The organism is Chitinibacter sp. SCUT-21, assembly GCA_041874755.1.
In the GTDB taxonomy this organism is placed as follows: Bacteria; Pseudomonadota; Gammaproteobacteria; order Burkholderiales; family Chitinibacteraceae; genus Chitinibacter.
This window is the reverse complement of record CP102611.1, coordinates 1,231,830-1,246,258: the sequence shown is the minus strand read 5'-3', so window position 1 is coordinate 1,246,258 and position 14,429 is coordinate 1,231,830. Positions and strand designations below refer to the sequence as shown.

General features: G+C 52.6%; 12 protein-coding genes. All 12 read right to left on the bottom strand.

Annotated features, from left to right (window positions below; genetic code table 11):
* Positions 1 to 97 precede the first annotated feature (97 nt).
* On the bottom strand, positions 98 to 2,500 hold the full coding sequence (locus tag NT239_05675; GenBank protein ID XGA72329.1) for a DNA translocase FtsK 4TM domain-containing protein: 2,403 nt from the start codon (positions 2,498 to 2,500) through the stop codon (positions 98 to 100).
* Between the two features lie 85 nt (positions 2,501 to 2,585).
* The gene (locus NT239_05670; protein ID XGA72328.1) at positions 2,586 to 3,332 is read right to left on the bottom strand and encodes a 1-acyl-sn-glycerol-3-phosphate acyltransferase; all 747 of its coding nucleotides are present in this window, start codon (positions 3,330 to 3,332) and stop codon (positions 2,586 to 2,588) included.
* A 145-nt stretch (positions 3,333 to 3,477) separates the two neighbouring features.
* Entirely contained in the window at positions 3,478 to 4,221 is a 744-nt protein-coding gene (locus tag NT239_05665) for a flagellar motor protein (GenBank protein XGA72327.1), read from the bottom strand.
* Positions 4,222 to 4,962: an RNA polymerase sigma factor FliA gene (locus NT239_05660; protein ID XGA72326.1), complete on the bottom strand. Its 741-nt coding sequence runs from the start codon at positions 4,960 to 4,962 to the stop codon at positions 4,222 to 4,224.
* Between the two features lie 37 nt (positions 4,963 to 4,999).
* Positions 5,000 to 5,578 (bottom strand): hypothetical protein, encoded by a 579-nt coding sequence (locus tag NT239_05655; GenBank protein XGA72325.1) that lies wholly within the window; start codon positions 5,576 to 5,578, stop codon positions 5,000 to 5,002.
* Positions 5,575 to 6,621 carry an MlaD family protein gene (locus tag NT239_05650; protein ID XGA72324.1) on the bottom strand — a complete coding sequence of 349 codons (1,047 nt, stop codon included), beginning with the start codon at positions 6,619 to 6,621 and terminating at the stop codon, positions 5,575 to 5,577. The genes NT239_05655 and NT239_05650 overlap by 4 nt, the downstream gene beginning before the upstream one ends.
* A 6-nt stretch (positions 6,622 to 6,627) precedes the next feature.
* Complete coding sequence (locus tag NT239_05645; GenBank protein ID XGA72323.1) at positions 6,628 to 7,386, bottom strand: ATP-binding cassette domain-containing protein; 759 nt, start codon at positions 7,384 to 7,386, stop codon at positions 6,628 to 6,630.
* A 2-nt stretch (positions 7,387 to 7,388) separates the two neighbouring features.
* Complete coding sequence (locus NT239_05640; GenBank protein ID XGA72322.1) at positions 7,389 to 8,471, bottom strand: MlaE family lipid ABC transporter permease subunit; 1,083 nt, start codon at positions 8,469 to 8,471, stop codon at positions 7,389 to 7,391.
* Complete coding sequence (locus NT239_05635; protein ID XGA72321.1) at positions 8,464 to 9,372, bottom strand: AAA family ATPase; 909 nt, start codon at positions 9,370 to 9,372, stop codon at positions 8,464 to 8,466. The genes NT239_05640 and NT239_05635 overlap by 8 nt, the downstream gene beginning before the upstream one ends.
* A complete protein-coding gene (gene flhF / locus NT239_05630) occupies positions 9,365 to 10,993 on the bottom strand; it encodes a flagellar biosynthesis protein FlhF (GenBank protein ID XGA72320.1) in 1,629 nt (542 codons plus the stop codon). Before flhF ends, NT239_05635 begins: the two co-directional genes overlap by 8 nt.
* A 105-nt stretch (positions 10,994 to 11,098) precedes the next feature.
* Positions 11,099 to 13,192 (bottom strand): flagellar biosynthesis protein FlhA, encoded by a 2,094-nt coding sequence (gene flhA / locus NT239_05625; protein ID XGA72319.1) that lies wholly within the window; start codon positions 13,190 to 13,192, stop codon positions 11,099 to 11,101.
* A 62-nt stretch (positions 13,193 to 13,254) separates the two neighbouring features.
* Complete coding sequence (gene flhB, locus NT239_05620; protein XGA72318.1) at positions 13,255 to 14,394, bottom strand: flagellar biosynthesis protein FlhB; 1,140 nt, start codon at positions 14,392 to 14,394, stop codon at positions 13,255 to 13,257.
* Between the last annotated feature and the right edge of the window lie 35 nt (positions 14,395 to 14,429).

The window sequence follows — 14,429 nt, the reverse complement described above, 5'->3', positions numbered from 1 at the left end:
TGTACACGCACAACAGCTTTGGTGTGTTGCCCATCCCGAAAGGTGTAGCCGCCTGTCTATGGTGGGCGTGGCGAATCAAAACCTCAGTGATTCGCCGTTATTCACTGGCTGGCGCCAGTACAGTCCGGTTGCCGTTGCTTTCCATCGAGCTAACCAGACCAGCGCTTTCCATTTGTTCAATCAGACGCGCGGCGCGATTATAACCGATACGCAGTTGTCTTTGCACGGAAGAAATCGATGCGCGACGACTTTTCATGACGAACGCGACGGCTTCGTCATACAGTGGATCGGTGTCCTCGGTGCTGCCACCTTCGCCCAAGCTAGTATTGCCCGCACTTTCAGCGTCAAAGCCGCCATTGAGGATGCCTTCGATGTAATTAGGCTCACCCATGGCTTTGAGCGAATCGACGACGCGATGCACTTCTTCATCGGCAACAAAGGCGCCGTGTACGCGCAATGGATAACCACTGCCCGGTGGTAAAAATAACATATCGCCTTGACCCAGCAGCGCCTCTGCGCCCATTTGATCGAGAATCGTCCGGCTATCGATCTTGCTGGAAACTTGGAAAGCTAAACGCGTCGGAATATTGGCTTTAATCAGCCCCGTAATTACGTCCACTGATGGGCGTTGCGTCGCCAAAATCAAATGAATCCCCGCTGCCCGTGCTTTTTGCGCCAAGCGGGCGATCAGCTCTTCAATCTTCTTGCCCGCGACCATCATCAAGTCGGCAAACTCATCGACCACAACGACAATAAACGGTAAATGTTCGAGCGGTTCTGGATCATCCGGAGTGAGCGTAAACGGGTTGGTCAGCTTTTTACCCGCTTTTTCCGCATCTTTAATCTTCTGGTTGTAACCAGCAATATTGCGCACGCCCAAAGCGCTAAGCAGTTTATAGCGCTTTTCCATCTCGGCGACGCACCAGTTTAAGGCGTTGGCCGCTAGCTTCATATCGGTGACGACCGGCGCAAGCAGATGCGGAATTTCGTCGTAAATCGACAACTCGAGCATTTTCGGGTCGATCATAATAAAGCGCACTTCATCCGGCGTCGCTTTATACACCAAGGATAAAATCATCGCATTTACACCGACCGATTTACCCGAGCCAGTAGTACCGGCGACCAGCATATGCGGCGCTTTGGCCAGATCGGTGACGATGGGTTTGCCAGTGATGTCTTTACCGAGCACCAGCGTTAATTTGCTCTGCATCGCGTGATACGGCTCGCTCGACATGATTTCCGAGAGGCGAATCATTTGCCGCGTTGGATTGGGTAATTCCAAGCCCATATACGTTTTGCCCGGGATTGTCTCGACGACGCGGATCGATACCAAGCCGAGCGCGCGTGCCAAGTCCTTCATCAAATTGACGATTTGTGATCCCTTCACGCCGACCGCAGGTTCGATTTCGTAACGGGTAATCACTGGGCCCGGGTAGGCGGCGACGACTTTGACTTCGACGTTAAAATCAGCAAGCTTGCGCTCGATCAGCTGTGAGGTAAATTCGAGCGTTTCTTTGGAAATTGTCTCTTGTGCCTGTAGCGCAGGCTCTAGCAAGCTCAGTTGTGGCAAAGAGCTGTCGCCAAAATTGACTGGCATTGGTGCTTTTTTGCTTGGAGCAGCAGGTGCAGGGGGTAAATCGTCTTCGGCGAACAGCATCGGCTGGGCCGCTTGTTTGGCCTGCTGCTCTTGTTGTTTTTCTAGCGTTTTCTTTTCGCGCTCTAGCTTTTTCGCAACTGGCACTTCGTTTTGCAGTGGGGCGATGATGAGCGGCTCTTTTTCATCCTGTTTCTTTTTCGCTTCTTGCACTTTTTGCTCGCGCGCTTTTTTCACTTCGCGGCCAATTCGGCGATCTTGCGCGGCTTGGATGCCGTCAATGGCTTTGTAATACAGCCATTCAAATGCCGCGCCAATGTTTTCCATCACGTTTAGCCACGATAAGCCGGTGAACAGCGAAACGCCCAAGCACATCGTCGTGATTAGTAATAGGGTGGCGCCGCTAAAACCAAAGCTTTTCATCAGACAGCCGCCCAGCCAGAGGCCAAGAATGCCGCCCGGTTTGTGGGGGAGTTCTACGGTTAATGAGTGTAAGCGCAAGGCTTCTAAACAAGAGCTCGACAGAATAATCAGCGCAAAGCCGAGGCAAGACAAAAATACCAAGGGCTTCGATGATTCGGTGACGCGATCAATGCGTCGGTATCCCCATAAAATGGCGGCAACGCAAAATATCGTCCACCACCAGGCGGAAATGCCAAAGGTATACAGCAACACATCTGCGATCCAAGCGCCTACGGCACCGCCCCGGTTATGAATAACCAGTTCTGTTGCGCTATGCGACCAGCCAGGGTCTCCACGGTGGTAGCTGGTCAGAATGAGCAGTAGATAGCCCACTAAAACAACGAGTAATAACCACCAAGATTCGCGTAATAAATTCGCAACAGGGGCAGGCAAGGCTGCGCGTGTCGAAACATTGGGGATGTTTTTCTTGCGAAACAGGGGCATGGTTCGAATGGTCGTTAACGGTAGCTTTCGCGATTATAACGGCAAGCCCATGTACTGGACGAGAAAAGCGACGCGCGCAGTGAAATTAGTCTAAAAAACGTTGTTGCCACTGCAAATATTGTTGATAGACCGTCTCTGTGTAAGTCTCTTTGTCCATAAATTGCGAGGGGTCGATGGGCTGAAATATGTGGTAATGCACAATCCGATTGGGGCTAGTGGCGATGCGCCAGATTTTGGTGAGTAGATGTTCACCGCTCTGCCATTCAAATTGTGCTTGTGCTTCATGATGCAAAAAAACCGGCAAGATCGGTACGCCTGTGGCTTGTGAAGTGGCAAAGGCGCCAAATAAAAAGCGGGGGGCGATACGCCGCCCTTTGCAGCCACCTTCGGGATAGAGCGCAATATTGTCCCCACGCGCTACGGCGTCAATCAGTGCTTGCTGTGCTTGTTGCCTAGATTGCTTGTTTTCGCGCTCGACAAACAACGTCCCCGCTGCACGGGCAATGCGGCCCACTAAAAACCAGCTGGCAACCTCGTGCTTGGCCAGGCTGCGTACATTAAAGAAGGCCGGAATACCGACATCTTCTAAGGCGGATGGATGATTGGCGATCAAGATGTAGTGTGTTGGCATCTCACCTTGGTAATGCTGGTGTAGGCGGATTTGCACACCCAATGCGCGAACAAAACAGCGGCACCATGAGTGAAATAGTTGGGGGTATATTGTTCTAGTTATTCCACTAGGCAGCATAGCGAGCAATACCATGCCTAGTGTGTAGAGGGCTAAATCTAGCCAAGCGATGAAACGCAGTAAAATGTGACCTAAATACAGCATCGCCATTCCTTGCTTTGTTTCATTTGACTATAGCGAGTCTATACATGATTCGTCGAACTGAATTATTGAGTGATATTCCATTCTGCGGGGTATTGGTCTGCTGATCGCTATTAATGGTTCCTGCGGCTAAATACGGGCAGGGGTATTAGTGGTGTAAAAAACCCGCCAGTTTATTTTCTAATAAACGTGGGTTTTCTCCGTTAGCAATCGTGACCAAACCTTCGGCGACCATTTCGCGGCGACGAACTTCAAGCATGATGTAATGCTTGAGTTTGTTGGAAACGGGTAGCAAAAATAAGTTGGCGGCGCCTACCCCATAAATTGTTGCGACAAAGGCCACGGCAATCCCAGCACCCAACTTAGCGGGATCGGTGAGGTTTTCCATCACATGAATCAGACCGAGTACCGCACCCAAAATACCAAAGGTGGGGGAATAGCCACCGGCAGATTCCCAGATTTTTGCTGCAGCACGAGCTTGATCTTCATAGGCGTCGATATCCAACTCGAGCGCGCGGCGCACGGTTTCAGGCTCGGCGCCGTCAACGACCATGGTGAGGCCGCGTTTGATAAATGGATCTTTTTCACTATTGATATAGGCTTCGAGCGCCAATAAACCGCCCCGACGTGCTTGATTGCCCCAGTTCATTAAGGTAGATAGCACTTTGCGAAAATCCATTGCAGGCGGAAAAAATACCCAGCGCAGCATTTTGATGCCTGCCCAAAAGTGGCGCATTTCGGTTTGAATCATCACCGCGCCCATCGTGCCACCAATGACGATAAAGAACGCGGTAAATTGCACCAAGGAGCCAACTTGTCCGCCTTCAAGCCAGTGTCCCAGTACGATGGCAGTGAGGCCCAGTATCAGACCCAGTACGCTGATTTTATCCATTTAAGCTAGCCAGTCTTTAAGTTTGCCGCGCAATCGAGCGACGGCTTGAGTGTGAAGCTGACAGACGCGTGATTCCGACACGCCTAGTACCGCGCCAATCTCTTTTAAATTGAGTTCTTCGTCGTAATACAAAGCCATTAGCAGTTTTTCACGCTCGGGTAGGGCACTGATCGCTTCGATCAAATAAGCGCGAAAGCGCTCGTCACTTAAGATATCAATCGGATTGGCGCTATGATCGGCGGCATATTGGTCAAGCTGATCATTTTCGCCATCGACTTCAAAGTCTTCGTAATGCAGCAACTGGTGACCACGCGCGTCACCGAGCATGGCTTGATACTCGTCCAGCGGTACGCCTAACGTTTGAGCGACTTCGCCTTCAGAAGGATGGCGGCCGAGTTGCTGCTCAAGTTGCACAATGGCACGCTCGATTTCGCGCATATTTTTTCGCGCTTGGCGCGGCAGCCAGTCGGCGTTGCGTAACTCATCGAGCATCGCACCGCGGATGCGCTGGCTGGCAAAGGTTTCAAATTGCACGCCAGCTTCAGGGTCAAAATTGCGCGCAGCTTCCATCAAGCCCATTAAACCGACTTGGATCAGGTCGTCGATATCAACGCTCGCAGGCAGCTTGCTCATCATGTGATATGCAATTTTACGAACCAAGGGCGCGTGTTGCTGCACGCGATCTTCTTCGCTGCTGCTTTGGGTGCTGCGATATAGAGAAAGTGCGCGGTTGGCTGCCATGATTTAACTAAGAATAATGAAACTTAAGTGTAGCCGACTAATCTAGATTTGACGAAGTCAGTTCTTGCTCTAATTGCGTTAACAGCTTTGCCAATGCAGTGCTAAAGCCTTGAGCTGCGCTTTCTGGGCCTGGATCGGTAATCGATTGCTCGGCTGTGAGTAAGAAATTAGCCGACTTGTTCCCGTAGCTCAATAAATACTGCGCCTGAATGACGACTTTCGGGGTTTTGGGCGCACTCACATCGATATACATCGCCAATAATTCGCCTTCAAGCTGCCACGGAGCAATTTGGCTGCTACCTGTGGGGTAAACACGACTAAACAAGCCGCTTTTCGCCAGCCAAGCGCGGGTTTGTTGCGTGAGCTGATTGGCGGGCGCCGCTAAAAAACCATGGTAAGGGTCGGCCACAAAGCGCTGTGGGCTTTCTTTATAGATCAGCGCCAAATCACGATATGGTGCATTGCTACGCAATTCATTGACCTGCAAGGCGCCAAATTTTGCTTCGTTGCGAGCGGTTTGTCGTTCGGCTGAAATCAAAAAGTCTTGCCGCTCTGGCGTGGTGCTAGCGCAAGCGCTGATGAGCAAGGCGCAAACTAGAATAATCAGATTTTTCATGGCTTGGGCGGTGTATAAGGTTTTGGAGGGTCGCTAAACAATAGGCTACTTGGTTTTTGATTGGCCTTTTCGCTGAGCATTTTTAAATTGCTGCTGGTGCTCGATAAATTATCAATAATTTGCTGAATATCGCTTTCGCGTTGTGCTGTTAGGTGATCGAGCCTTAGCGTGATTTGATCTAGCCTGTGTACTGCGCTAGCCAGCGCAGGATCGGCGAGAAGTTGTTTGGCTGAAAAAGCCGCGCTGGCAAAATCACTGCTGGCATGCTGTAGCGACGGTTGTTCTAGTAATGTTTTAAGCGCCAAATTACTTTCACGTACCTCTTGGATTAGGGCTGCACTTTCGCTCGCTATCTGCCCTAGGGGCATTTTATTCACGCTATGCAGCAATTGCTCGGTTTCACGGCCAATGCTTTTCACTGGGAGATCTTCCAGTTTGCTATTCATCGTGGTCAAAGTTTGGTTAAGCAGCGCGATCGTTTTATCCACGTCGACACGCTGGAATTTGGCCATCAAATCTTGCGCGCTGCCTAATAGCTGATTCACCGTGCTATTGGCTGATGGAATATATAAATGTTCCGGCGTCCAGTTAACGGGAAGCGGCTGATTGTCTTTGGGCGATTCGTAATCGATTTCCAAATAACTGGTGCCTGTTAGCCCTTGTGGCGACAATTTCACGCGCATGCCCTTGGCAATTTCACGGTCTAGGTCGGCTTGCTCTGTCGCATTATTATTCGATTTACCCAAAATATCGGTGTCGAGCTGCGCTTCCACCAACACATATTGCCGCCGCTGCGTGCTGGGCAAATCGCTCTCATAACGCGTATAGGTAAAAGTAATCGCGCTAACTTCGCCGATCGCTACGCCGCGATAGCGCACTTTCGAGCCAATATCGAGGCCACGCACCGATTCGTTAAAATAGGTTTCCAGCGTGATTTTGGGTTGTAACCAGCGCCCGCTACCAATACCAATCAGCAAAGCGGCGCCAAGCAGCAGCGCGCAAAGGATAAAGACGCCAAGTCGAAAATTCGATTGTTGTTCCATGGGCTTCTAAACGTTGGCCCGTGCTGGGCGGTGGGCGTTAAAAAAGCTCGCAACGCGCTCGTCATTCGAGCGGGCAAGCGCGGTAGGCGTATCGATCGCCAAAATACCTTTAATGCTTTTATCGAGCATAATCGCGCGATCGGCAATCGTCGCGATGCTGGCTAATTCGTGTGTGACAACCATAATTGTGACGCCTTGCGTTTCGGCTAGGCGGCGGATCAATTGATCGAGCTCGGCCGAGGTGACGGGGTCTAGCCCGGCCGATGGTTCGTCCAAAAATAAAATTTGCGGGTCAAGTGCCATCGCGCGCGCAATCGCCGCGCGCTTTTGCATCCCGCCCGACAGCGCGCTGGGGTAGTAATCGGCAAATTCTTCCAGCCCAACCAGTCTTAATTTCAAGCGCGCCAAGGTGTCGATCGCTGCTGCGTCCAAATGACTAAAGCTGGTGAGCGGCAAGGTGATATTGTCCAGAATACTCATCGAGCCAAAAAGCGCGCCCGATTGATACATGACGCCAATACTACGCAGTATCGTCTCGCGAGTCTTGCTGTCTGCGCCTACCAGCTCATTACCCACTATCCGTATGCTGCCCGATTGCGGCGCATACAGGCCAATTAAATGTTTGAGCAGCGTCGATTTGCCGCAGCCCGATCCGCCCAAAATGGTAACAACTTCGCCGCGTGCAATTTGAAAACTCACGTCTTGTAAAATAATGCGCGAGCCCCAGCCACATTGCAGGTTTTGGACTTCGATCACATGGTCCATGTTTACCATCCCAAGTGATAATAAACGACGGCCATGATGCCGTCGGTAATGACCAACAGCACCAAAATATTCACCACCGCACGCGTCGTTGATGCGCCGACCGCACTCGCGCCGGTGCCGGTTCCCAAGCCGCGAAAGCAGCCGACCAAGGCGACGACCAAGCCAAAGGCGGCAGCTTTTAGCAGGCCGCCAAAAAAGTCTCCCGCGTCGACCTGCTGATTGACCTGCGACCAAAACGTCGCGAACGGAATACCAAAGCCTTTCATCACCATCGCGCCGCCAAGCATGCCGATCGCTTGCGACCAAATCGCGAGCAGGGGCAGCATGCACAGGCCCGCCATTAAGCGTGGCAATACCAAAAAGTGCATTGGCTTGTAGCCAAACGTCACCAAGGCGTTGATTTCTTCGTTGACCTTCATCGTACCGATTTCGGCGGCAAACGCCGCGCCAGAACGTCCGGCTAGCACAATCGCAGTAATCAAAGGACCCAGTTCGCGTACCAGCGAGAGCCCGAGCAAATTGGCGACGAAAATCTCAGCGCCAAATTGCCGCATCGGAATCGCCGATTGAAACGCCAGAATAATGCCGAGTAGTAATGAAATCAGGCTAATAATTGGCAGCGCATTAGCGCCAGTTAATTCGCATTGGCGTAAGAACTCGCGCCAGCGCACTTGATGCGGCCGAGCGATGGCTTCAACAATCGTCGCGGCCGCTTCGCCGATAAACGCTATTTGCGCGCGAAAATCTTGAAAAACCAGTCTGGCGGTTTGGCCAATTTGGCTAATTGGTTTAAGTGGCGCTTTGCGTGGCGCGATGTGCAGTGCTAGAGCCGGATCGAGCGCGTTGAGTAGGCGTTGTGTTTCGCTGTTGAGCTGGTGCAGTTGGGCGCCTGCTTGGCTTAGCTCAAATAAAAATGCCGCGCCTGCGCCATCGCAGTGTTCAACGCCGCTTAAGTCGACGTTCGCGTCTTGCCAAGCAATGCTGCGACTTTGTTGCCAAACGGGGCCGATCTGATGCAAGGTCAGTTGGCCGACCAAGTGGTAGACCCCGTCACGTAGCTCCAAGCGCAGCGCTGATTCAGCCATGCTGTGCTCGCTTCGGGCTAAGCTGTTCGTGCAGTAAGCGCGACGATTCGACCAGACGATGAACAAAGTGCCCAGCCGAATCATGCGCAATTTTCGGGGGTATCCATCGTAAGATGACATCTGCTAATTGCCGCAGGGCCATACTGGCTTCGGTATCTGGAAAAGCATCAAGAACGGTTTTGCCCAAACGCGTGGCGCGATTGAGTTTGGCATCTTCCGGCACATAGCCGATTAATTTAAGCGTTAAACCCGCGCCTAAAAACTGTTGGCACACGCTGCGCAGGCGTTCGAACAACGCCATGGCCTCGGTCAGGCTTTCGACGCGATTGACCAAGACGCGAAAATCGCGCCGCGCGTAGTCTTGCGCCAGTTGTTTGATCGTTGCGTACGCGTCGGTGAGCGATTCGGCGCGATTGGATAGGACAACCACGACGTCATCCGCTGCTAGGCTCAAGCTGGGTACGCCACTGCTACCCATCGGTCGCGTATCGAGCAGCAAATAATCAACGTATTCGGTTAGCGCCTCAAATTCGGCCGCCAGCCATTGCTGCTCGGCCTCGTTGAGATGCGCAATAATTTGTGGTTTGCTGGCAATCGGCAAAATCTGAAAGCCATACACCGATTCGATTAAGCTATCGGCCAGCGTCGCTTCGTGGCGTAGCACGTGTTCCAGCGTGAAACCTTGGCTCAGGTGCAGGCGGGACGTAACATTTTGATTGCCGGAAAACTCGTCCAGTATCATCACCTGGCGTTGGCGCTCGGCGAGCGCTGCGGCCAAATTAATCACTAGGCTGGTCGTGCCCGAATCGCCACGACCACCGCATAAGCTGATGCTGCGGCAATGCGTGGGGCTGACCAACTGACGCAAGCCGGCGGCTTGGTCTTGCCAGCGTTTAGGCACGCGCACCACCTAGGCTAAGCGTGAAATCGGTTGGGGTGTCTTGCGTACTCATATAGAGCGGGTATTCATCGCGTTGTAGCTGAAAAACGCCTTGATCTTGCTGGGTTTTAAACGCGCGATCAAGTAAATATGCCAAGTTGGCGCGATGCAAATCTTCGGGTACGCGCTGGCCGTTGGTGACAAATTGCAGTGGCAATTTATGGCGAATCGCCACGTCTAAGCAGCCGCCGAGTGCAACGGTTTCGTCCAATTTGGTCAGAATGCAGCCGAGCAAATGATGATTGCGATAGCGGCGTGCAACATCGTCCAGCGTACCGGCTTGCGCGTTAGCGGCCAGCAGCAAAATCGTGCCGACATTATCGTGGCCAAGCATTGAGAGTTGCTCGCCAATCCGCTGATCGCGCTGGCCCATACCGACGGTGTCGATTAATACCAAATGCCGATCGCTGAGCTCGCCCAAGGTGAGTTGCAAATCGGTTTCGTCTTTGACGTCATGTACCGGCACGCCCAAGATGCGACCGTAAATTCGCAATTGATCGTGCGCGCCAATCCGGTAGCTGTCGGTGGTGAGTAGCGCCACTGACTGCGGGCCATACGCCAGCGCAGCACGCGCAGCCAGCTTGGCCACGGTCGTGGTTTTACCAACACCAGTCGGGCCAATTAGCGCATAAACCCCGCCGCGAGCGACCAAGTCATCGTTTGCTCCCGTTGCCGGTAAATTATGCGCGAGCGCTGCTTTAACCCATTTAACGCCGGTTTCCAAGCTCATGCCGCTCGGCATTTTGTCGATTAGTTGGCGCGATAGCGCGGCGCAAAAACCCGCGCCCAGTAATTGTCGTAATAGTTCGAGTTTTTCCGGTGCGTGTTTTGATAATTCGCCCCACGCCATGCCCGCCATTTGGCTTTCCAGCAGGCCGCGCAGCATGCGAATTTCGCGCGCAATGTCTTGCATCGCTTCCTGATCAACTGCAGGTGCGGCTGGTTTTGTCGGTTCGTCTTCAAAACTAAACGTCGGTAGTGCTTTGTGCGCAGCGGGGCTTGGCTCAACAACCGGACGGCGCGTTGGCGCAGGGCGTGTCGCTTCGCGATCAAAGCCTCGCTCGCTGCTGCGTTCCGCCGGACGATCGTGACGATAGTCGCTGCGTTGGCTCGCAAATTGCGTCAGTGAAATTTCATCGCGCGGATTGTCGGCGCGCGTTTCATGTTGCGGCTCTGGGCTGCGCGGTTGGCGATTGCTGCGTAAAACGGACGGCGTTTCACTAGGGCGCGCCTCAAACGCTAAGTCGGCAGGGCTAGGCTCGCGTTCGTCATCCGGGATCGCATACGAGCGCGCCAAGGCTTTGGCGATGCCAGGGCTTGGCGCTTCACTTTGCGCCGAATTCATCAGCCGAGCGCCATTTTGTGCGGCTCGAGTGGCTGCTTTAGGCGGTGTTGCTGCCGATTGCACATTGCTTTGTACATTGGTCAACGCGGCGACATCGGCGTCGGCGACGGCCATAATTTCAATGCCGCCACCGGCTACTTGGCGATTTGAAAGGATGAGCGCATCCGGGCCGAGTTCATCACGAACTTGCCGAAGCGCTTCACGAGTGGTGGCACCGAAGAATTTTTTGACGACCATAGCTAGGGATTATCGCTGCTCAGCGCATTCTGCACAATTGATCTACACACTGAAAGTCAGAATCGTTGTCGTTTGTTGCAAGAATTTACAGTTAGCCGCATTGCATCAATTGTTTGAACCCAAGACACCAATAATGCGCAGTGTTTTCGCCTCAGGGATTTCTGTATGCGCAATCACGCGTAAATTCGGGATAGAACGCTTTAAGAAGCGAGACAACATCGGCCGAAGCTGCGACGGCGTAATAATAACGGGGTTGATCCCCTGCATTTCCAGTTGCTCAGACAGTTGCGCTGCTTGTTGCAAAATACGCTCAGCCAATCCAGGCTCCAAGCCGCCTTGTGATTTGCCGCTGGCGGCCGACAGCAGAATGTTTTCCAATTGCGGCTCGAGCGCGACCACTTGCAGCTCGTTTTCTCCAGGGAATAGCTGATGCACAATTGCTCGGCCCAGCGCGACACGAACCACCGAAGTCAGGTCATCAATGTCTTGCGTGCGAACCACATTCTCACCCAAAGTTTCCAAAATCGTACGTAGATCGCGAATATGCAAACCATCATCCAGCAAGTTTTGTAGCACTTTTTGCAAGGTGCCAATCGCAATCACTTTTGGTACTAAGTCTTCCACCAACTTTGGCGACTCTTTGGCAAAGTGATCCAGCAACGCTTGCACTTCTTCGCGCCCTAATAGTTCGGCTGCGTGCGATTGCAAGATATTGGAAATATGCGTGCCGACGACGGTCGAGGCGTCGACGACGGTGTAACCCATTGCTTGTGCTTGATCGCGTAAACTACCATCGACCCAAGTGGCGGGCAGGCCAAAAGTGGGGTCGGTCGTCGCTGTGCCGGGTAAATTGCCGGCGGCATTGCCCGGATTAATCGCTAGCCACTGCCCAACAAAGGCTTCGCCCATGCCAACGTCAACGCCTTTGAGTTGGATTCGATATTGATTGGGGCGCAATTCCAAATTGTCGCGAATATGCACGGCGGGAACCAAAAAGCCCAGTTCTTGGGCAATTTTTTTGCGAATGCCGCGAATCCGGCGCAGTAATTCGCCGTCTTGATTACGATCGACCAGCGGAATAAGACGATAACCTACTTCTAGCCCTACAGGATCGACGGGTTGAACGTCGGCCCAGCTGACCTCTTGCAATGGCGCATCTTGTGGCGCAGCAGGCGCTGCGCCTGGCGCAGGCGCGGCGCCTCCACCACTCGCGCCTGGCGCGCCGCCGCCCATGGCTGCTTGTAATTTATATTGATCTGAGTACCACGCCAATCCGCAAGCGATCAGTGCCATCAGTAAAAAGGCAAAGTGTGGCATGCCTGGAATTAAACCCAGCACTGCCAGAACGCCAGCGGTAACGTAGAGTACTTGTGGGCGCGAGAAAAGTTGGCCCAAGATTTGGTCGGATAAGTCCTGATTTGTGCCGACGCGCGATACGACGATACCAGCTGCAACTGAGATAATCAGCGCCGGCACCTGAGCGACCAAGCCATCACCAATCGTGAGCAGGGTGTAGGTTTTGGCCGCGTCGGCAAACAGCATATCGTGTTGCAACATGCCAACGAGCAAGCCGCCGATTAAGTTAATGACCATGACCAAAATGCCGGCAACCGCGTCGCCGCGGACGAATTTACTCGCACCGTCCATCGAGCCGAAAAAGTTAGCTTCATCAGAAATTTGCGCTCGGCGTTCACGCGCTTCGTCTTCGCCAATCAGCCCTGCATTCAAGTCGGCGTCGATCGCCATTTGTTTGCCGGGCATCGCATCCAAGGTGAAACGTGCAGACACCTCGGCAATACGGCCAGCACCTTTGGTAATCACGACAAAATTAATGATGGTCAGAATAATAAACGCAACGATACCGACGGCAATATTGTCGCCAATCAGCACGTGACCAAACGATTCGATGACCTTACCCGCAGCATCACCGCCAGCGTGCCCTTCGGTGAGCACCAGTTTGGTTGAGGCCACGTTCAATGACAGACGCAGCAGCGTTGTCATCAATAGCACGGTGGGAAAGCTAGAAAACTCGAGTGGTTTTTGTGTGTACAAACTCACCATCAATACGATGATTGACAGCGCAATATTGAAGGTAAAGAAAAAATCGAGCGCAAGCGGCGGCAAGGGCAGAATCATCATGCCCAAAACCATCAGCACCAAGGCTGGCATTGCAAGTAAGGTGAGTTTGTTACGCCACATTCAGATACCTGATCGGTGTATTTTGTTCTGGCAATTTGCAGTATTGGTTTGTAGCAATATACCTAGCCAATCCCTGATTCAGGGTCTAATTCGGGCGGTACTGGCAGGTTGGTATTGAGTACCGGCTCGAAACCGCCTTCTTTGCGGTAAAGATCAAGCTGATAAATATAAGCCAACACTTCTGCTGTCGCAGTATACAGTGCCGTCGGAATTTCTTCGCCTAAGTCTGCATGATGATACAAGGCGCGCGCAAATGGCGGCGTGCGAATGACTGCGACTTTGCTGTCTTTAGCGATTTCAATAATGCGCTCGGCCAATAAAAACGAGCCTTTGGCAACGACAATTGGCGCGCGCATTTGGTTGTCGTAACGGATCGCGACCGCATAGTGCGTTGGATTGGTGACGACGACATTGGCTTTTGGGATTTCAGCCATCATGCGTTTGCGCGCCGCTTCGCGTTGTAATTGGCGAATACGGCCTTTAACGTGCGGATCGCCCTCGGCCTCTTTGTTTTCTTGGCGCACTTCTTCCTTGGTCATGCGCAGGCCTTTGTAGTAATCCCATAGCTGATAGGGCACATCAATCAAGGCAATCACGGCCATTGTGCTCGCAACAAGCAGCAGCGTGTGGCGCGTCATTTGCCAAGCCATCGCAAACGCCGATTCGGCAGGCATGGCAAGTAGCGCAATAAATTGCTCTTTTTCGTTCCACATCAGCCACGCGGCAACGCCGCCGATTAAGCCCGATTTCAAAACCGTTTTAATCGTTTCAACGATAGTACGTGGCGAAAACATTCGGCCAATCCCGCTCATGGGGTTCATGCGGCCAAAGTTAGGGCCTAGGGCTTCAGCACTAAAAAGCCAGCCACCGATTAAAATTGGCGTCAAAATCGAGATCAATACGCAAGCGCCAAAAATTGGCAAGATGGCTATCACTGCGATGCGGGAGAGTTCAAACAATTGCTCGGTCATTAGCTGGCTTTGCCAGATTTGCGCACGATTAAAACTAAGCGCGGTGACCATGACCTTTTTCATTGCCGCATACAAATCAGGCCCCGTGGTAATGACGGCCACCAAGCCAACCATGAGCGTTGCAAAGGAAGTGAGTTCGTGGGAACGAGGAACCTGGCCTTTTTTGCGCGCGTCTTCAATTCGCTTGGGCGAGGCCGGTTCGGTGCGTTCGAGGTCTGAGTCTTCTGCCATGCGCAAAGTGTAGCATGCACATTGCATTCGGAAAT